15 protein-coding genes are annotated in these 20,319 nt (G+C 42.2%); 14 read left to right on the forward strand and 1 reads right to left on the reverse strand.

From position 1 onward, the window contains the following. The first annotated feature begins 18 nt into the window (after positions 1-18). Positions 19-954: a translation elongation factor Ts gene (gene tsf, locus ACDD58_RS13965; protein WP_117921823.1), complete on the forward strand. Its 936-nt coding sequence runs from the start codon at positions 19-21 to the stop codon at positions 952-954. A gap of 82 nt (positions 955-1,036) precedes the next feature. Here tsf and ACDD58_RS13970 read toward each other — a convergent pair whose 3' ends face one another. After that, positions 1,037-1,921 carry an AraC family transcriptional regulator gene (locus ACDD58_RS13970; protein ID WP_118208923.1) on the reverse strand — a complete coding sequence of 295 codons (885 nt, stop codon included), beginning with the start codon at positions 1,919-1,921 and terminating at the stop codon, positions 1,037-1,039. Positions 1,922-2,979: 1,058 nt separating this feature from the next. Here ACDD58_RS13970 and ACDD58_RS13975 point away from each other — a divergent pair. From ACDD58_RS13975 to ACDD58_RS14035, 13 genes are all read left to right on the forward strand, one after another. Beyond that, positions 2,980-4,653: an alpha-glucosidase gene (locus ACDD58_RS13975; protein WP_370778042.1), complete on the forward strand. Its 1,674-nt coding sequence runs from the start codon at positions 2,980-2,982 to the stop codon at positions 4,651-4,653. 238 nt (positions 4,654-4,891) lie between these two features. Beyond that, positions 4,892-6,529 (forward strand): Na/Pi cotransporter family protein, encoded by a 1,638-nt coding sequence (locus ACDD58_RS13980; RefSeq protein ID WP_186898842.1) that lies wholly within the window; start codon positions 4,892-4,894, stop codon positions 6,527-6,529. 19 nt (positions 6,530-6,548) lie between these two features. Then, entirely contained in the window at positions 6,549-7,394 is an 846-nt protein-coding gene (locus tag ACDD58_RS13985; RefSeq protein ID WP_186898841.1) for a DUF368 domain-containing protein, read from the forward strand. A 143-nt stretch (positions 7,395-7,537) separates the two neighbouring features. Further along, positions 7,538-8,530: a polysaccharide deacetylase family protein gene (locus ACDD58_RS13990; RefSeq protein ID WP_370778046.1), complete on the forward strand. Its 993-nt coding sequence runs from the start codon at positions 7,538-7,540 to the stop codon at positions 8,528-8,530. A gap of 24 nt (positions 8,531-8,554) precedes the next feature. Next, entirely contained in the window at positions 8,555-9,406 is an 852-nt protein-coding gene (locus ACDD58_RS13995) for a polymer-forming cytoskeletal protein (RefSeq protein ID WP_118208919.1), read from the forward strand. A 6-nt stretch (positions 9,407-9,412) separates the two neighbouring features. Continuing rightward, positions 9,413-10,108, forward strand: coding sequence for a UMP kinase (gene pyrH / locus ACDD58_RS14000; protein ID WP_006858906.1), 696 nt, complete (start codon positions 9,413-9,415; stop codon positions 10,106-10,108). 72 nt (positions 10,109-10,180) lie between these two features. Beyond that, entirely contained in the window at positions 10,181-10,735 is a 555-nt protein-coding gene (gene frr, locus ACDD58_RS14005) for a ribosome recycling factor (protein ID WP_370778048.1), read from the forward strand. Between the two features lie 112 nt (positions 10,736-10,847). Continuing rightward, positions 10,848-11,561 (forward strand): isoprenyl transferase, encoded by a 714-nt coding sequence (locus tag ACDD58_RS14010; protein ID WP_243006828.1) that lies wholly within the window; start codon positions 10,848-10,850, stop codon positions 11,559-11,561. A 30-nt stretch (positions 11,562-11,591) separates the two neighbouring features. Continuing rightward, on the forward strand, positions 11,592-12,398 hold the full coding sequence (locus ACDD58_RS14015; RefSeq protein WP_370778051.1) for a phosphatidate cytidylyltransferase: 807 nt from the start codon (positions 11,592-11,594) through the stop codon (positions 12,396-12,398). A 15-nt stretch (positions 12,399-12,413) separates the two neighbouring features. Beyond that, on the forward strand, positions 12,414-13,559 hold the full coding sequence (locus ACDD58_RS14020; RefSeq protein ID WP_370778053.1) for a 1-deoxy-D-xylulose-5-phosphate reductoisomerase: 1,146 nt from the start codon (positions 12,414-12,416) through the stop codon (positions 13,557-13,559). A gap of 28 nt (positions 13,560-13,587) precedes the next feature. Then, positions 13,588-14,619 carry an RIP metalloprotease RseP gene (rseP, locus tag ACDD58_RS14025; RefSeq protein ID WP_186898836.1) on the forward strand — a complete coding sequence of 344 codons (1,032 nt, stop codon included), beginning with the start codon at positions 13,588-13,590 and terminating at the stop codon, positions 14,617-14,619. Positions 14,620-14,626: 7 nt separating this feature from the next. Further along, complete coding sequence (gene ispG / locus ACDD58_RS14030; protein ID WP_186898835.1) at positions 14,627-15,682, forward strand: flavodoxin-dependent (E)-4-hydroxy-3-methylbut-2-enyl-diphosphate synthase; 1,056 nt, start codon at positions 14,627-14,629, stop codon at positions 15,680-15,682. A gap of 21 nt (positions 15,683-15,703) precedes the next feature. Then, entirely contained in the window at positions 15,704-20,239 is a 4,536-nt protein-coding gene (locus ACDD58_RS14035; RefSeq protein WP_370778055.1) for a PolC-type DNA polymerase III, read from the forward strand. Positions 20,240-20,319: the final 80 nt, after the last annotated feature.

Below are 20,319 nucleotides of genomic sequence, written 5' to 3' on the forward strand. Positions count from 1 at the left end.
ATTTTGGAGGATTGAAAAATGGCTATTACAGCAGCTATGGTAAAAGAACTGCGTGAGATGACTGGCGCAGGTATGATGGATTGTAAAAAAGCATTAAACGAGACTAACGGAAATATGGACGAGGCTGTTGAGTTCTTAAGAAAGAACGGACAGGCTAAGGCTGAGAAGAAAGCAAGCAGAATCGCAGCAGAGGGTCTTTGCACCGTTGTTGTAAAAGATGATACAACAGCAGCAGTTGTTGAAGTTAACTCTGAGACTGATTTCGTTGCTAAGAATGAGACATTCCAGAATTTCGTAAAAGCAGTAGCAACTCAGGCTGTAAACTCTGATGCAAAAGATATGGATGCATTTATGGCAGAGGCATGGAACGAGGATGCTTCTAAGACTGTTAACGATGCATTAGTAGAGAAAGTAGCTGTAATCGGAGAGAACTTAAAGATTCGTAGATTTGAGAAAGTTGTTGCTGAGCATGGCTGCGTAGTTTCTTATGTACATGGCGGCGGAAGAATCGGTGTTATCGTAGACGCTGATACTGATGTTGTTAATGATGCTGTAAAAGAGGCTATGGTTAACATTGCAATGCAGATCGCAGCTTTAAATCCAAAATACGTTTCCAGAGACGAAGTAAGTGCTGATTATATCGCACATGAGAAAGAGATTCTTTTAGCTCAGATCATGAACGATCCGAAAGAGTCTCAGAAACCGGAGAAAGTTATCAACGGTATGATCGAAGGACGTATCAGCAAAGAGTTAAAAGAAGTATGCTTAGTAGATCAGGTATACGTAAAAGCTGAGGATGGAAAACAGACCGTTGCTAAATACCTTGAAGAGGTTTCTAAAGCAGCTGGATGTACTGTAAAAGTTAAGAGATTTGTTCGTTTTGAGACTGGTGAAGGTCTTGAGAAGAAACAGGAAGATTTTGCAGCAGAAGTTGCAGCTCAGATGAATGCTTAATTTGATATTGTGCTAAGTTCCTGAACATATTGATAACCCTTATGAATGATGCAGACATCATTTATAAGGGTTATTTTTGACTCTAAATATTGATCTTCCGCTGGAAAGTTCCTGGTGTCATTCCATATTTCTTTTTAAATTCCCGATGAAAATAGGATAAATTATTAAATCCACAGGAAAGTGAGACCTCAAGAGAGGATTCCGCACCCTGTTCGAATAGCTCTGCCGCTTTTTCCAGTCGGATATTCCGTACATACTCCATGGCAGATTCTCCCATATATTTTTTGAAAAAACGCATGAAATGGTATTCGCTGAAACAGCAGATGGATGCGAGATCGGCGATTGATAAAGGCTCAGCATAATGCTGTTCAATGAATTCTAACACGGCTTTCAGTTTGCTGGTGTGTTCATTGGAAAGCTGGGAAAATGCAGAATCTTCCTGACAGAAAGGAAGCAGCAGAGCGATCAGTTCTAAAAGGAGAGACTTGATCTTCAGTTCATAACCAATGGATTTACTGTGATAAAGCTGACTAAGCCTTTGAAAAATCGACAGGGCGTCTCCATAGATGGGATGTTCTTTTTTTATGATATAAGGAGGAATTAATTTTTGCATTGCAAGCGGCGCGAGATATTTGACTGCACAGATATCCGCGTTTCCCATGCCAAGATAATTCATATGAAAAACATATGTTTCGGAAGTCATTACCGGATCTGTGTCAGCGTGGATAGAATGAAGGACTAAAGGTGGTACAAATATAAGATCTCCCACATCTGCAGAATAGGGACAAAGCTGTATCTGATAGGTACAGCCTCCGTTTGTAATCATTGTAAACTCAGCCTCATCGTGCCAGTGCGCAGTGACTGCCGGACAGGTGGCAGACAGGTTTGTGACATAGCATTGCAGAGGAAAGAGCTGTTCACCGTGTTTTGCTTTTTCTTTTTGGTCTAAAGATAAACTGATTGCCATAAAAACTCCATTCTGCCGGTGCAGATTTTGGTCTGTATATGCGAATCTGCTGCCAGCTTTTTTACTACCTGAAAATACACAATATATCCAAGCATGAGTTGCCCTGTGTAGGGTGGTTCCGGGGGTTTTCGATTGGCAAATTGCATCAAGCCGGGACTCGTTTTGTTCCGTTGTACGAAAATAAGAAAGTCTAAGTATGCCTGATTTATATTGTGGCGGAGTGACGTGTGCGTCTTAAATGTGCCATCCGGGCACATTAAGACTTGTGCTGCCGTCCGTGGCAGCACAACACTGTATTGTGAACAGGCATACAAAGACTTTCTAATTTTCTCCCAAAGTCACAAAACGGATCCCGGCTTGATGCAATTTGCCAGCCGTAAGGCTGTGAACCACCCTTCGTCGGGGAACTCATTTTACAACTTTGGCGGGTGTAAATTTTTAGTGTTTTGTGTCTGAATCTGATAAAAAAATATTTCAAAATAACTATGTTTAATAGATTATTATTGGTTTGATAATACTGGAAAATCCGCATTTACGCCCCTAGATTTTGAGATGAACCGCCCACCCAAATGGTGTTTCATAACCTGGAGGCTGGCATCTTGCGCAAAGCCGGAGCTGATTTTGTGACTTTGGGAGAAAATTAGAAAATCTTAGTGTGTCTGTAGGTACACAGTGATGTTCTGCCACGGATGGCAGAACAAGGCAGCATCGAGTCATGGATGACTCGTTGTTGCCGTTCACGTCACTCCAAGAAAATCTAACTCAGACACACTTAGACTTTTCTTATTTTCGTACAATGGAACCAAAATTAACTCCGGCTTTGCGCAAGATGCCACTCACAAGCCTACGATACACCATTTAGGGAGATGATTTATTTCATAAACAAACCAGCATTTGTCGGGCAGCTATGATAGCAGTATTGTACAATATTATCCAACCATAATGCAAGAAAAACGAATAAAAATCGAATATAATATTTACATCAGCTGAAAAAGAAAACAGAATTATGCAAAAATATAAAAAAGAATATTGAAATAAAATGTGTCAGGAGGAAAAAAATGAAAAGAAAATGGTGGCATGACAAGGTAGCATATCAGATCTATCCAAAGAGTTTTCTGGATACAAACGGAGACGGCATTGGTGATCTGAGAGGAATTATCTCAAAACTGGATTATTTAAAAGAACTTGGCATTGATATCATCTGGCTTTCTCCGATTTATAAATCACCGTTTATTGACCAGGGATATGATATATCTGATTACTATAAGATTGCAGAAGAATTTGGAACTATGGAAGAATTTGACGAGCTGCTTGCCGAAGCAAAAAAGCGTGACATGTACATTGTTATGGATCTTGTGGTAAACCATTGTTCGAGTGAACATGAATATTTTAAGGCGGCTTTAGCTGATCCGGACGGACCTTATGCAGATTATTTTTATTTTGTAAAGGGAAAAGATGGAAAAGAACCAAGCAATTATCGTTCTTATTTTGGTGGAAAGGCATGGGAGCCGGTGCCGGGATCGGATAAATACTATCTGCATATGTTTGCTAAGGAACAGCCGGACTGGAACTGGGAAAACAAAGAAGTACGGGATAAGATATATAAGATGATCAACTGGTGGTTAGATAAGGGACTTGGTGGATTCCGTATTGATGCGATCATTAATATCAAGAAAGATACAAGTTTTCCTTCCTATGAACCGGATGGGGATGATGGTCTGGTGTCATGTGTGAAGATGGTAGAAGAGACAGACGGCGTCGGAGAATTTTTAGAGGAGATGAAACATGAGACTTTCGAGAAATACGACGCTTTTACAGTTGGTGAAGTATTTAATATGAAAGAGGACGAATTAAGGGAGTTTGTCGGGGATGATGGTCATTTCTCAAGCATGTTTGATTTCTCTGCACATGAACTGACCTATGGTGAGCATGGATGGTATGACAGCAAAAAGATAGATTTTAAACGCTGGCGAGAAATTTTGTTCGCTTCCCAGAAAGAGATGGAGGGCATTGGGTTTAAGGCAAACATCATTGAAAATCATGATGAACCGAGAGGCGCAAGCCGTTACCTTCCGGATTATGCGCAGAATGAAATGGGCAAAAAAATGCTTGCCACAACTTCAATCCTGCTTCGGGGAATCCCGTTTATTTATCAGGGACAGGAAATCGGTATGACAAACTGTCATAGAAACGATATTTCAGAATATGATGATATCAGTACAAAAGATCAGTATCAGGTTGCAATCGAGGCAGGATGTACGAAAGAAGAAGCATTGGCATGCTGCTATGAAAACAGCAGGGACAATGCGCGTACACCAATGCAGTGGAGTGCAGATGAAAAAGGAGGCTTTAGTGTACATGTGCCTTGGCTTGCAATGAATCCAAATTATAAAGAAATCAATGTCCGTGAGCAGGAAGGACGGGAGGACTCAGTACTTTCCTATTATAAAAAGCTGATCGCACTGCGCAAATCACCGGAATTTAAAGAAACTTTTGTTTATGGAAGAGTAGTACCGGTTTATGAAGATACGGATACAATATTTGGATTTATGCGTATTGGAGAAGAAAACGGACAGAAAGTACTTGTAATCGCAAATTACGGAAAAGATGCGGCAGAGTTGATGCTGCCGGGAGAGGTAAAAGAAATTTTGCTGTCAAATACAGGTAGAAAAGCTCTGCCGGGTGAGAAGATTATGCTGGAGAGTCTTGAGACAGCAGTACTTTTTCTGTGAGCAGGCATATAATAAACAGCATCTTTCTGGAACAAATATAATGACATTTGGCAGATGCAGGCATTACATAGAATTGACAAAAACTTCATAAAAAAAATACAGGAAGCGTTAAGAATCCGATATCCCGGTTGACGGTAAAAAATACGTCTGATATGTTAAAAGAGTGTGTAAAAAGCGGCAATGACGTGTTTGCAGGAAAAACGGAAAATGCCGTAATAACTAAAAAAAGAGGGATAAAATGGGAGCAAAAGAATTTGCATCATTATTAGGAGGACTGGCGCTTTTTCTGTATGGAATGAACATGATGAGCCAGGGGATGGAGGCTGCTGCCGGAAATAAGATGAAACAGATCTTAGAGCGGCTGACAACGAACCGGTATTTAGGTGTTTTAGTAGGAGCAGTGATCACTGCGATCATACAGTCATCCTCCGCAACAACAGTTATGGTTGTAGGTTTTGTTAATTCCGGCATGATGACATTGCGGCAGGCAGTCGGAGTGATCATGGGTGCTAATATCGGTACGACCATTACAGGACAGCTGATCGCACTTGATGCCGGGGCGATCGCACCGTTTATTGCGTTTTTAGGTGTTGTGCTGGTTGTTTTTCTGAAACAGCCAAAAGTAAAAAACATAGGAGGTATTTTAGCAGGGCTTGGTGTTCTTTTTATTGGAATGGAAATGATGAGCACAGCAATGATGCCGCTTCGGGATTCCAAAGCGTTCATTGATATGATGACAAAATTTTCCAATCCTCTGCTTGGAATTTTAGCAGGTGCAGTTTTTACAGCATTGATCCAGTCCTCATCAGCGTCGGTTGGAATCCTTCAGGCTCTTGCGGCAAGTGGGGCGATTTCTTTTTCTGGAGCAGTGTATGTGCTGTTTGGACAAAATATCGGTACCTGTATTACAGCAGTGTTAGCGTCGATTGGAACAGGCCGGAATGCTAAGCGGACGACGATCATCCATCTTTCATTTAATATCATAGGAACAGCAGTCTTTACGATACTCTGTATGCTGACGCCACTGACTTCCTGGGTAGGAGGACTTACACCTGCAAATCCGGCAGCGCAGATCGCAAATATGCATACGCTGTTTAATATTGTAACAACAATATTATTGCTTCCGGCGGGAAATCTTCTGGCAAAACTGGCAGAAAAGATTCTGCCGGATGTGGACGAGCCGGAGGAGGGAATGTATTTAAAGTATTTAAAAAATACAAAACCGGTGACGGAAGGGAAAATCGGCGTATCAGCAATCAATTTCGAACTGACACACAAAGAGATAGCGAGAATGCTTGAGATCGCAAAGAAAAATGTTTCTGACAGTTTTACGGCATTTTTAAACTGTGATGATGGATTTATTCCGAAAGTGGAAGAAAAAGAGGAGTACGTGGATTTTTTAAACCGAGAGATTTCAAAGTACATATCCAAAAACATGGCACATGAGACAAATACGCAGGGAAGCAGGATATTAAGTGCCTATTTCAAAGTGACCAGCAACATAGAAAGAATCAGTGATCATGCAATGAATATTTGCGGATATTCTGAGTGGCTGAAGGAAAAAGATGTCAGATTTTCAAAAGAAGTAAAGGAAGAAATTTTGCAGATGCAGCAGACCTGCGAGGAACTTTTGACGCTGCTTTTAAATGAAAATATGGAGGCACTCGACGAATTAAGTCGTGTCTCAGCACTCGAACAAAAGATGGATGACATGACAGAGGATTATAGAAATCGTATGATGCACCGGATACAGGAAGGAACGGCATCGGGTGAAGGGAGTGTTCTCTACACGGAAATGCTCACGGATTTTGAAAGAATCGGAGATCATGCATTAAACATTGCACAGGAGATGACAGAAGTAAGGTTGGCAGAATAACAGAAGTTGGAGGAATATTATGTCATTTTTAAAAGATGTATTGCGGGGAATCGCAATCGGTGTTGCAAATATCATTCCGGGTGTCAGTGGAGGAACTATGATGGTTTCCATGGGAATATACGGGGATGTGATCTCTGCTGTGACGGAAATGCCTAAACATTTTTGGAGGAGTGTCAGGTTTTTACTGCCATATGCAGTTGGGATGCTGTGTGGGATCGGTGGATTGTCGTTTGTGATCGGATATTTTTTTCTGGAATTTCCGTTTGAGACAGCAATGTTATTTATTGGTCTGATCTTTGGCGGAGTACCACTTTTATTGCCAAAAGTAATGGGAAAACGTGCTTCGGTTTCGGAGATATTGCTGTTTTTACTGTTCTTTGGACTGGTCGTATGGATGCAGTTTTGGAAACAGGGAACAGATGTTTCTTTAGAGCCCGGTATACAGAGCAGTATGTCCTTATTTCTGGTCGGAACAGTAGCTGCAGCGACCATGGTCATTCCAGGTGTCAGTGGATCAATGCTTTTGATGTCTCTTGGGTACTATACGCCGGTCATAAACAGGATCAGTGAATTCCTGGCTGCATTGCCGGGATTAAGGTGGGAAGTGCTGTTTTCGTGTGCGGCAGTTCTCATTCCGTTTGGCATTGGTGTAGTGCTGGGAATATTTCTTGTTTCAAAACTCGTGGAATATCTCCTGAAAAAACAGGAGAGAAGAACTTATTTTGCGATTATGGGACTGGTCATTTCATCACCGATCGCAGTTCTTTCGGGAATGAATATTGTTTCCATTGGGATTGGACAGCTTTTGCTGGGAATATTACTTTTTATTGGCGGTTTTTTTATTGCAAATATGCTTGGAAAATAAAATAGTAGAAGATAAATAAAAATAATCAGACAATAACAAAAAAAGTGCGGAAAAATTAATCAATTTTTTTGCGCTTTTTTATTTGAAAAATAAAAAAATGTGTTACAATAGATAGGTACTAACGATTACCTTGGGGGTATTGTATGCAGGATAAAGATTCAGAAATGCTGAATCACCAGCGGAAACGCAGAAAAAGGATTGCGAAGATCCGAAACGGTATTATCTTGATCGTAGCAGGATGGATTGTTCTCTCCATGATTCTGATCGTGGCATTATTTTTTAAGATGGTGTCACTGGAACATAAGATAGACCGGCTGGTGACAAGCAGCAGCGAACAGAATACAGATCAGGTCAATGCAGGCGCTGCCGCAAAGCTGAGTGGCGGTGTGATAGCAGAGGAAACAGAAGATACGGAAATTATGCAGACGGAGCTGACCTGGGATAAAGTAACACCTCCGGCTACGGGAATATCCGATGAAGATAATATGGCATCGGACGGAGATTTACATAAGGTATACTTAACATTTGATAATGTACCGTCTGAACATACGTCTGAGATTTTAGATGTATTAGAAGAATATGGTGTGAAAGCTACTTTCTTTGTGAATGGAAGCCAGGATGAAGAAATGATTCCTGTTTATAAAAGGATTGTAGATGAGGGGCATACTCTTGGCATGAATTCTTATTCAAATCAGTATAGTGTGATCTATCAGTCAGAGGAAGCGTTTGAGCAGGATTATATGACACTGAAGAATTTCTTAAAGCAGACCACAGGAGTGGACAGCTTTTATTATCGTTTTCCGGGAGGAAGCAGTAATCTCATCAGTAATGTGCCGATGGATTATTTTATCCATTATCTTAATACGCAGGGAATTGTCTATTATGACTGGAATGTATCGGCTGGAGATGGCGCTTCAACTGTGTATACATCTGAGGAAATAGTTGAAAATGTGACAGATGATGTAGTAAAATATAAAACGTCGGTGGTTTTACTGCATGACGGGAAAGATAAGTCAGCAACGGTAGAAGCTTTAGGACCTTTGATTGAGGCTTTAGAGGGAATGGGCGCACAAATATTACCGATTGATGAAGATACACAGGTTATTCAGTATGTGAAAGCAGACACAGTGGAATAACTGAGAATAAATGGAGGAATGAACATGGGATTTTTCAAGGATTTTAAAGATGACTTCTCACAGGCAGTCAATGAACTGATGCCTGCAGATGACAACCTGGAAACCAGCACGAACGAAGATGACGTTGAGGTTAATACGTTAGAAGGCGAAGTGGATGTTGAGACAGAACTTTCCAAGCTGGATGGTCTGTTAGAACAGGTGACAAAGCAGGAAGCTGAGAAAGCAGCCGCAGCAAGAAGTGCCGCAGAAATGGCAGCACAGCATGCAAGTGTACAGCCGGAAAAAACAGCAGCACCTGTAACAGAAAAAAATGAAACAGTTTCAAATATTACAAAAGCAACCCAGGAGGAAAGAAAAATGGCTGACAATACAACAGCACCTGCAACTAATAACCAGAGCGCACCGGTATCTGATGAGGTATCTGTAATCACAGAGGGAACAATCATCAAAGGTGACATTGTATCAAACGGTTCTTTAGATGTAAGAGGACAGGTAGAAGGAAATGTAGGATGTAACGGCAAATTAGTTGTAACTGGTGTCGTAAATGGAAACAGCAGTGCGTCTGAGTTTTTTGCAGATGCAGCAAAGATCGAGGGAGAGGTTGTCAGCACAGGAACCGTTAAAATCGGTCTTGGTTCTGTGATCATCGGTAATGTGACATCTACTTCTGCTGTGATTGCCGGAGCAATCAAAGGTGATATCGATGTACAGGGACCGGTTGTTGTGGATACATCCGCAGTTGTTATGGGCAACATCAAATCACGTTCTGTACAGATCAACAATGGTGCGGTAATCGAAGGATTCTGCTCACAGTGCTACTCTGACGTGGATGTACAGAGCCTGTTCAATGGTAATGCTCAGAAAGGAAATGAGTAATCGAATATGAAGAGAGTATTCTTAAAATTAAGCGGTGAAGCTTTAGCCGGTGAAAAACATACCGGATTTGACGAGCCGACTGTTACAGAAGTGGCGCGACAGGTAAAACAGATTACAGATCAGGGCATTCAGGTCGGCATCGTGATCGGCGGAGGTAATTTCTGGAGAGGAAGAACCAGTGAGACGATTGACCGTACAAAGGCGGATCAGATTGGAATGCTTGCGACAGTTATGAACTGTATCTATGTTTCTGAAATTTTCCGTTCCGTTGGAATGAAAACACAGATCCTGACACCATTTGAGTGTGGAAGCATGACAAAACTGTTTTCAAAAGACCGTGCAAATAAGTATTTTGAAAAAGGAATGGTCGTATTTTTTGCAGGAGGAACCGGACATCCGTATTTTTCAACGGACACAGGCATTGTGCTCCGTGCGATCGAGATGGAGGCAGAGGGAATCTACCTTGCAAAAGCAATTGATGGTGTTTATGACAGCGATCCAAAGATCAATCCTTCCGCTGTAAAATACAGCGAGGTATCTATACAGGAGGTTATTGACCGCAAACTTGCAGTGGTTGACCTTACTGCATCGATCATGTGTATGGAAAATAAAATGCCGATGTTTGTTTTTGGACTGAACGAGGAAAACAGCATTGTAAAGGCAATGACAGGCGATTTTAATGGTACGAAAGTAACCGTATAATTCATGACAGCAGAATGTTTACAGAATATACATTCTATTGCAATAAAAACCGCGAAAGGTATGGAAAAATATATGGATGAAAGATTAGTTCAGTTTGATGAAAAAATGCAGAAAACAATGAATAACCTGTCTGAGGAGTTTGGAAGCATCCGTGCCGGACGTGCTAATCCGCATGTCCTTGACAAGTTAAGAGTTGACTATTACGGAACACCGACAGCAATCCAGCAGGTGGCAAACGTTAATGTCCCGGAACCGAGAATGATTCAGATCCAGCCGTGGGAAGCATCCATGGTAAAAGAGATCGAGAAGGCAATCTTAACATCGGATCTTGGAATCAACCCGACCAATGATGGAAAAGTGATTCGTCTTCTTTTCCCGGAACTCACAGAGGAAAGACGTAAAGAACTGGCAAAGGATGTTAAGAAAAAAGGTGAGAGTGCAAAAGTTGCAATTCGTAATATCCGTCGTGATGCCAATGATTCTTTCAAGAAATTAAGTAAGTCTGCAGATGTGTCCGAGGACGAAGTGAAAGAGTTAGAGGACGGCGCACAGAAAATGACAGATAAATATATCACTGAGATCGATAAGTCTGTTGAGGCAAAAACAAAAGAGATCCTGACAGTTTAAGGATTTTTGTGTAGAATATAGAGGTGAGGACATGACAAAAGCGTGTCCTCATTTTCGCTTTATGAAATGAAAATGTTTTTTCATGAAAAGTAGGCAGGAACGGAGGATCAAAATGAAAATTCCACAGCATGTAGCAATTATCCTTGACGGAAACGGAAGATGGGCGAAAAGTAAGGGAATGCCAAGAAATTATGGACATACAGTCGGAGCAAAAAATGTGGAAACAGTCTGCAAAGCAGCACATGATATGGGAATCAGATATCTGACACTGTATGCTTTCTCAACAGAAAACTGGAACAGACCTGAGGGAGAAGTGGCAGCGCTCATGAAGCTTCTCGAAAGTTATCTGAAGAACTGTATCAAAACAGCAGACAAAAATAATATGCGTGTGCGTGTGATCGGAGATACCACACGTTTAAGTGACCGGTTCCAGGCACAGATTACAGAACTGGAAGCAGCTTCTGCGAATAATGATGGCCTGAATTTACAGATTGCTATTAATTATGGAAGCAGGGATGAAATGATCCGTGCAATGAAAAAACTTTATCAGGATATGGAGAATGGAACAAGGCAGATATCAGAATTAAATGAGGATGTGTTTGCGTCATATCTGGATACAGCAGGGATTCCGGACCCGGATCTTCTGATCCGGACAAGTGGAGAACAGCGCCTTTCAAATTATCTGTTGTGGCAGCTTGCGTACAGCGAATTTTATTTCACGGATGTACCATGGCCGGATTTTGGAAAAGAGGAATTAGAAAAAGCTGTAGAAGCGTATAATAAGAGAGACAGAAGATTTGGTGGATTGACAGAGGAATCCAAATAAACTGAAAGAGGAAAGGGCAGGTTTTCGTATATGTTTAAAACAAGACTGTTGAGCGGCATTGTGTTAGTTGCAGCCGCATTGGTGCTTATTATCACAGGGGGAGATGTATTACTCTTTTCGACATTACTCATTTCGTATATCGGGATGTTCGAATTGTACAGGATTTTTCATGTGGAAAAAGAATTACCGGGAATCGTGGGCTATCTTGCAGCAACTGTATTTTACTGTAATTTAAAATGGGATTTTCTGCCGGATATTATGGTAGTTGTTTTAGGCTTTCTGATGGCACTTATGTTTGTTTATGTCTTTACCTATCCGAAATATAAGACAGAGCAGATGCTGGCTGTATTTTTTGGAGTGTTTTATGTTGCTGTGATGCTTTCTTATGTATACCAGACAAGGATGCTTAACGCAGGCACTTATATTGTCTGGCTGATCTTTTTGTGTTCGTGGGGATGCGATACCTGTGCGTACTGTGTAGGCATGCTGATCGGAAAACATAAGATGTCTCCAAAATTAAGTCCGAAAAAGTCTGTTGAGGGAGCAATTGGCGGAGTAGTTGGAGCTGCACTTTTAACTGTCATTTATGGCATGATCTTTAAAAATGCGATGGGTGTTACCATGCAGCATGTGTGGATCATGGCGGCAATCAGTGCGGTTGGAGCGCTGATTTCCATGGTGGGTGATCTGACTGCCTCTGCAATCAAAAGAAACTATGAGATCAAGGATTACGGAAAGCTGATCCCGGGTCATGGCGGTATCTTAGACCGCTTTGACAGTGTGATCTTTACGGCGCCGATGATTTATTTCCTTGCAGCAAATTTTATTGTATTGTAAACAGAGGATACGGATATGAAAAAAATAGCAATCTTAGGTTCGACGGGGTCGATAGGTACGCAGACACTTGATATCGTAAGAGAACAGAAGGATATTGAGGTTGTTGCGTTTGCAGCAGGAAGCAATATTACATTGTTAGAGCAGCAGGTCAGGGAGTTTTCTCCAAAACTGGTATGTGTGTTCAAGGAAGAAGCTGCAGAAGCACTGAAGATTAAAATAGCAGACACAGATACGAAAGTGGTTTCAGGGATGGAGGGACTGATCGATGTGGCAGTTCATCCGGAGAGTGAGATTTTAGTTACTGCGATCGTTGGCATGATGGGAATCCGGCCGACAGTTGCTGCAATTAAGGCAGGTAAAAAAATTGCCCTTGCAAATAAAGAAACACTGGTAACGGCAGGGCATATTATTATTCCATTAGCAAAAGAATATCATGTGCCCATCCTTCCGGTGGACAGCGAACACAGTGCAATTTTCCAGTCGCTGCAGGGAAATGCGGGCAATCGTATTGAAAAGATACTGCTGACAGCATCCGGTGGACCATTCCGTGGAAAAAGTACGGCTGATCTTGCAGGGATGAAAGTGGAAGATGCCCTAAAGCATCCGAACTGGTCAATGGGAAGAAAGATAACAATAGATTCATCCACACTTGTCAATAAAGGACTTGAAGTTATGGAGGCAAAGTGGCTTTTTGGGGTGGAATTAGATCAGATTGAAGTGGTCGTTCATCCACAGAGTGTGATCCATTCTGCTGTGCAGTATGAGGACGGGGCAGTGATCGCACAGCTTGGAACACCGGATATGCGTCTGCCGATCCAGTATGCACTTTATTATCCAGAGCGCAGAAAAATGTCAGGTAAAAGACTTGATCTTTTTGAACTGGGAAGCCTGACGTTTGAGAGACCGGATACAAAGACATTTAAAGGTCTGGCATTAGCTTACGATGCAATGAGAAAGGGCGGCAGCCAGCCAACGGTATTTAATGCAGCAAATGAGCGGGCGGTGGCAATGTTTTTAGATCGGAAGATCAGTTATCCGCAGATTACGGAAATCATTGAGGACTGCATGGAATATGTGGCTTATAAAAATGATCCGAGTCTGGATGAGGTATTAGAAACAGAACAGGCAGTATATGAGTATATTGAACAGAAATGGGTATAAATGCAGAATGGAAAGGTATTAGAAACGGATGAAAATTATTATTGCATTATTGATCTTTAGTATCATTATTATATTTCATGAACTGGGGCATTTTTCACTCGCAAAGGCAAATGGAATCCGTGTCAATGAATTTTGTCTTGGACTCGGACCGACGATCTTTGGTGTGACGAAGGGGGAAACAAAATATTCCCTGAAACTGCTTCCGTTTGGCGGTGCCTGTATGATGGAGGGCGAGGACGGTGAAAGCAGCGATGACAGAGCGTTTGGGAAAAAGTCTGTATGGGCAAGGATCAGCGTGGTCGCTGCCGGACCGGTCTTTAATTTTATCATGGCATTCTTTTTTTCATTCATCCTTCTTTCATGCAACGGATATGATATTCCTAAGATAACGCAGGTCAGTGAGGGATTTGCAGCAGAGCAGGCAGGAATGCAGGCGGGGGATGTCATTGTAAAGATGAACGGAAAACATATTCATTTTTACAGAGAGGTCAGTTCCTACTCAATGTTTCATGCCGGTGAGACTGTCAAAGTAACTTATGAGCGTGATGGGAAAAGATATACGGCAGATCTGACACCGTTATTTGATGAAGAACTTGGCAGATACCGTTATGGTTTTGTCGGCGGTGAAGTGGAAAAAGGAAATATTTTTAAGAATTTCTTATACAGCGGTTATGAAGTAAAATACTGGATCGATACAACTCTTGGAAGTTTGAAAATGCTTGTCACGGGTGGTGTTACCTTAAATGATATGAGCGGTCCGGTAGGTCTGGTCGATGCGATCGGTGACAGTTATGAGGAGAGTGTTTCCTATGGTTATTATGCGGCATTTTTACAGATGCTCTATATTTCCATTTTAATTTCCGCAAACCTTGGTGTCATGAATCTGCTGCCACTTCCGGCACTGGACGGTGGAAGACTTGTATTTCTGATCGTTGAAGCGATCCGGGGCAAAAAGGTGGCTCCGGATAAAGAGGGCATGGTGCATTTTGTAGGGCTTATGCTATTGATGCTTTTGATGGTGGTCGTAATGTTTAACGATATCCGAAAAATTTTCATGTAGAGGTGAAATGACAGTGAAAACAAAAACAGTAAAAATCGGTTCTAAGGTGATCGGAGGCGGCAATCCAATCCTGATCCAGTCAATGACAAATACAAAGACAGAGGATGTTGCAGCGACAGTGGCACAGATCAATAAACTTGCTGCTGCAGGCTGTGATATCATAAGATGCGCAGTACCTACCATGGAAGCTGCAGAAGCACTGACAGAGATAAAAAAACAGGTAACGATCCCGGTTGTGGCTGATATTCATTTTGATTACCGTCTGGCGATCGCAGCGATCGAGCATGGTGCGGATAAGATCCGTATCAATCCGGGAAATATCGGAAGCAGGGAGCGTGTGCAGGCAGTCGTAGATGCAGCAAGAGAGCGCCAGATCCCGATCCGTGTCGGTGTTAACAGTGGTTCCCTAGAGAAAGATCTTGTAGAAAAATATCACGGTGTGACCGCCGAGGGAATCGTGGAGAGCGCATTAGATAAAGTAAAAATGATCGAGGATATGGGATATGATAACCTTGTCATCAGTATCAAATCCTCAGATGTTATGATGTGTGTGAAAGCACATGAACTGATCGCGGAGAAAACGGATCATCCACTGCATGTCGGAATCACAGAAGCAGGAACAATCATCAGCGGCAATATCAAATCCTCAATCGGACTTGGTCTGATCTTATCTCAGGGAATCGGAGACACAATCCGCGTGTCATTGACCGGAGATCCATTAGAAGAGATCAAATCTGCGAAGCTGATCTTAAAGACACTTGGACTGAGAAAGGGCGGCATTGAGGTTGTTTCCTGTCCTACCTGTGGAAGAACCAGAATTGACCTGATCGGACTTGCCAACCAGGTCGAAAACATGGTTGCAGATATTCCGCTTGATATCAAAGTTGCGGTTATGGGCTGCGTGGTCAATGGACCAGGAGAAGCAAAAGAAGCGGATATCGGAATTGCCGGAGGAATCGGAGAAGGGCTTATCATCAAACACGGGGAAGTTTACAAGAAAGTACCGGAATCTGAACTGTTAGAGAGCCTCAGGTTTGAACTGCTGCACTGGAATGAGAATTAAGTAAGTTGGAGTTGAAACAACATGACAAAAATGTTTTTTGATGTATTTCCGACACTGGAAGTGAACGGGGATATGAAAAAACTGTTATCGGAGACGGAAGTTACCAAAGTCGGTATGAATCATGAGAAAGATCATATCCGGATCTACTTAAATGGAAAACGTCTCATACATAAAAAGAATATATATCAGTTGGAAAAAAACATACATGACCAGATCTTTAAAAACAGACACATGGATGTCAAGGTCATTGAAAAATATCAGTTGTCAGAGCAGTATACAGCGGAGAAACTGATGGATCTGTATAAGGACAGTATCTTAGAGGAGCTGAAAAATTACAGTCTGATGGAGTATAATCTGCTGCGTTCCGCTAAAATGGAGTTTACAGGGGATTCACATCTGCTTTTAACTTTAGAGAATACGATCATTGCGCAGACCAGATCACATGAGATCGTTGAATTTTTAGAGAAAGTGGTCTGTGAGCGCTGTGGACTTGATCTTTCCGTGGAACTTGCTTTTGAGGAACCGAAAGAGAGTAAACATAAGAAAAACAGTGACTTACAGATACAGTTTGAGATAAAAAATATTTTAAAACGCGTACAGTTTCATGAGGATGATACACCGGTAAAAGTGGAATCACAGGATGACAGAGATGTGCAGACTGCGAATATGACGACAAAAACTGCCACAAAGGAATCAAATAATGCAAAAGAATCTGCAAACGCAGGGAATAATGCAAAATTTGCAGCAAATACAGCAAAAATGGCAGACGAAAAAGGGGAAAAATCTTTCGGGAAAAAAGAATTTCGAAAGAAATATGATGGTGGTTCCTATGGCGGATACAAAAAATCAGATAATCCGGATGTTTTATATGGAAAAGATTTTGATGATGAGACGATCCCGATCGAGAAGATCGTCGGAGAAATGGGAGAGGTTACGATACGCTGTCAGGTCATGACACTTGAGACGAGAGAAATCCGCAATGAAAAAACAATCGTGATTATGTCGGTAACCGATTTTACGGATTCGATCGTCTTAAAAATTTTTACCAGAAATGACCAGCTTCCGGAGCTGCTTGAGGGTGTGAAAAAAGGTGCATTTTTAAAGATTAAAGGTGTTACGACAATCGATAAATTCGATAGTGAACTTACGATAGGTTCGATTGTCGGAATCAAAAAGATACCGGATTTTACGTCTGTCCGTATGGATACAAGCCCGGAAAAACGTGTGGAACTGCATTGCCATACAAAGATGAGCGATATGGATGGTGTTTCCGAGGTAAAAGATATCGTAAAACGTGCCATGAAATGGGGACATAAAGCAATCGCTATCACTGATCATGGGGATGTACAGGCGTTCCCGGATGCAAACCATGCGATCTCGCCGGATGATGACTTTAAGGTTATCTATGGTGTGGAGGCATATCTGGTGGATGATTTAAAAGATATCATTACCAACTCGAAAAACCAGAATCTCGATGATACTTATGTGGTATTTGATCTTGAGACGACCGGATTTTCTCCTGAAAAAAATAAGATCATAGAGATTGGTGCGGTGAAAGTGGAGCATGGGGAGATCACAGACCGGTTCTCCACTTTTGTAAACCCGGAAGTGCCAATCCCATACAGGATTGAGGAACTGACCTCCATCCGTGATGATATGGTAATTGATGCACCAAAGATCGAGACAATCCTGCCGCAGTTTATGGAGTTCTGCGGGGATGCGATCATGGTCGCCCATAATGCTGATTTTGATATGAGTTTTATCATCAAAAACTGTGAGAGGCAGGGGATTGAGAAAGATTTTACGATCATTGACACGGTTGCCTTAGCACGAATCCTGATGCCGCAGCTAAACCGGTTCAAACTTGATACAGTGGCAAAAGCACTTGGAGTCTCTTTAGAGAACCACCACCGTGCAGTGGATGATGCAGGATGTACGGCAGAGATTTTTGTAAAGTTTGTAAAGATGCTTCATGACCGGGGGATGGAGACTTTAGATGAAGTTAACCAGATGGGACAGGCTTCACCGGAGACGATCATGAAGATGAATACATATCATGCAATCATCCTTGCGACAAATGATATCGGACGTATCAATCTGTACCGTTTGGTCTCATTGTCACATCTGACTTACTATAACAAAAGACCGCGTATTCCGAAAAGCGAATTTGTAAAATACCGTGAAGGTCTGCTGTTAGGTTCTGCTTGTGAAGCGGGGGAGCTTTACCGTGCGATCGTAGGTGGAAGACCGGAAGAAGAGATCATAAGACTTGTAAAGTTTTATGATTATCTGGAGATCCAGCCACTTGGCAACAATGAATTTATGCTAAAAAGCGATAAGGAATCGGTCAGTACGATCGAGGAGCTACAGGATATCAACCGTCGTATCGTAAAACTTGGAGAAACATTCGGAAAACTTGTTGTTGCAACCTGTGATGTACATTTCCTTGATCCGGAAGATGAGATTTACCGTCGTATCATTATGGCGGGAAAAGGATTTAAGGATGCAGATGACCAGGCTCCGCTTTATCTTCGGACAACAGAGGAAATGCTCAAAGAATTTGAGTATCTGGGCTCGTCAAAAGCGGAAGAAGTTGTTATCACAAACCCGAACAAGATTGCGGATATGTGCGAGAAAATTGCACCGGTACGTCCGGATAAATGTCCGCCTGTGATTGAAAATTCGGATCAGATGCTGCGTGATATCTGCTATACCAAGGCACACAGTATGTATGGGGAAGAACTTCCACCAATCGTAAAGGAGCGGTTAGACCGTGAGTTAAACTCCATCATTTCCAACGGATATGCGGTTATGTATATCATTGCACAGAAACTGGTATGGAAATCAAATGAGGATGGATATCTGGTTGGATCACGTGGTTCCGTAGGTTCATCCTTTGCGGCAACAATGTCCGGTATCACGGAAGTAAATCCACTTCAGGCACATTACCGCTGCCCTAACTGTAAATACAGCGACTTTGATTCGCCGGAGGTTAAGGCATTTTCCGGCAGAAGCGGTTGCGATATGCCGGATAAGATCTGTCCGGTCTGTGGTGAAAAATTAGTGAAAGACGGATTTGATATTCCATTCGAAACTTTCCTTGGATTTAAGGGAAATAAGGAGCCGGATATCGACTTAAACTTCTCCGGTGAGTATCAGAGTAAGGCACATGCGTACTGTGAGGTTATCTTCGGTTACGGTCAGACATTCCGCGCCGGTACGATCGGTACACTTGCAGATAAGACGGCATTTGGTTATATTAAGAATTATTATGAAGAACGTGGTATTCATAAGAGAAACTGTGAGATCGACCGTATTGTACAGGGATGTGTCGGTGTAAGAAGAACAACCGGACAGCATCCGGGTGGTATCGTCGTACTTCCGGTGGGAGAGGAGATCAACACTTTTACTCCGGTACAGCACCCGGCAAACGATATGACAACTGCGACAGTCACTACGCATTTCGACTACCATTCGATTGACCACAACCTGTTAAAACTTGATATATTAGGACACGATGATCCGACCATGATCCGTATGCTTCAGGACTTAACGGGAATCGATCCGGTTACGATCCCTCTGGATGATGAAGCAGTCATGTCTTTATTTAAGAATACATCAGCACTCGGTGTCACACCGGAGGAGATCGGAGGTATTCCGCTTGGATGCCTTGGTATCCCGGAGTTTGGCACAGAGTTCGCCATGCAGATGGTTATCGATGCGAAGCCGCAGGAATTTTCGGATCTGATCCGTATTTCCGGTCTGTCACACGGTACCGATGTATGGCTTGGCAATGCACAGACATTGATCGAGCAGGGACTGGCGACGATTTCTACTGCCATCTGTACGCGTGATGATATCATGATCTACCTGATCCAGATGGGACTTGACAGTGAGCAGTCCTTTACGATCATGGAGTCTGTACGAAAGGGAAAGGGACTTAAGGAAGAATGGAAGACGGAGATGCGTGCACATGATGTGCCGGAGTGGTACATTGATTCCTGTTTAAAGATCAAATACATGTTCCCGAAAGCGCATGCGGCAGCTTACGTTATGATGGCATGGCGTATTGCATACTGCAAAGTATATTATCCGCTTGCTTACTATGCAGCCTATTTTTCCATCCGTGCGACCGGATTCAACTATGAGATCATGTGTCAGGGAAGAGAGCGCCTTACCTATTTTCAGAAAGATTATGAGCGCAGAAAAGACTCACTTTCCAAGAAAGAGCAGGATGTTTACCGTGATATGAAGATCGTGCAGGAAATGTATGCAAGAGGCTTTGATTTTATACCGATTGATATTTACCGGGCAAAACCGGATCGTTTCCAGATCATTGACGGAAAACTGATGCCTGCATTAAATACCATCGATGGTATGGGAGACAATGCTGCGATCGCGGTGGCAGAAGCAGCAAAGGATGGGAAATTCTTATCCAGGGATGATTTCAGACAGAGAACAAAAGCAACGAAGACGGTCATTGACCTGATGGGAGATTTAGGACTGCTTGGCGATATGCCGGAATCGAACCAGCTTTCACTGTTTGATTTCACGTAGAAAAAAGATAAAAAGGTATGAAAAAACACAGAAGACTAACAAAAAGTCCCTGTGTTTTTTTGATAAAACCATTGCTGGCT

The sequence above is a fragment of the Roseburia sp. genome (assembly GCF_041325975.1).
GTDB lineage: Bacteria > Bacillota > Clostridia > Lachnospirales > Lachnospiraceae > Roseburia > Roseburia rectibacter.

Coding starts and splice junctions, on each gene's coding strand:
- ACDD58_RS13985 (WP_186898841.1), top strand. CDS start 6,549: ATGTCATTTTTAAAAGATGTATTGCGGGGAATCGCAATCGGTGTTGCA.
- ACDD58_RS13990 (WP_370778046.1), top strand. CDS start 7,538: ATGCAGGATAAAGATTCAGAAATGCTGAATCACCAGCGGAAACGCAGA.
- tsf (WP_117921823.1), top strand. CDS start 19: ATGGCTATTACAGCAGCTATGGTAAAAGAACTGCGTGAGATGACTGGC.
- ACDD58_RS13995 (WP_118208919.1), top strand. CDS start 8,555: ATGGGATTTTTCAAGGATTTTAAAGATGACTTCTCACAGGCAGTCAAT.
- ACDD58_RS14010 (WP_243006828.1), top strand. CDS start 10,848: ATGAAAATTCCACAGCATGTAGCAATTATCCTTGACGGAAACGGAAGA.
- ACDD58_RS14015 (WP_370778051.1), top strand. CDS start 11,592: ATGTTTAAAACAAGACTGTTGAGCGGCATTGTGTTAGTTGCAGCCGCA.
- ACDD58_RS13980 (WP_186898842.1), top strand. CDS start 4,892: ATGGGAGCAAAAGAATTTGCATCATTATTAGGAGGACTGGCGCTTTTT.
- ACDD58_RS13970 (WP_118208923.1), bottom strand. CDS start 1,921: ATGGCAATCAGTTTATCTTTAGACCAAAAAGAAAAAGCAAAACACGGT.
- frr (WP_370778048.1), top strand. CDS start 10,181: ATGGATGAAAGATTAGTTCAGTTTGATGAAAAAATGCAGAAAACAATG.
- pyrH (WP_006858906.1), top strand. CDS start 9,413: ATGAAGAGAGTATTCTTAAAATTAAGCGGTGAAGCTTTAGCCGGTGAA.
- rseP (WP_186898836.1), top strand. CDS start 13,588: ATGAAAATTATTATTGCATTATTGATCTTTAGTATCATTATTATATTT.
- ACDD58_RS13975 (WP_370778042.1), top strand. CDS start 2,980: ATGAAAAGAAAATGGTGGCATGACAAGGTAGCATATCAGATCTATCCA.
- ACDD58_RS14035 (WP_370778055.1), top strand. CDS start 15,704: ATGACAAAAATGTTTTTTGATGTATTTCCGACACTGGAAGTGAACGGG.
- ispG (WP_186898835.1), top strand. CDS start 14,627: ATGACAGTGAAAACAAAAACAGTAAAAATCGGTTCTAAGGTGATCGGA.
- ACDD58_RS14020 (WP_370778053.1), top strand. CDS start 12,414: ATGAAAAAAATAGCAATCTTAGGTTCGACGGGGTCGATAGGTACGCAG.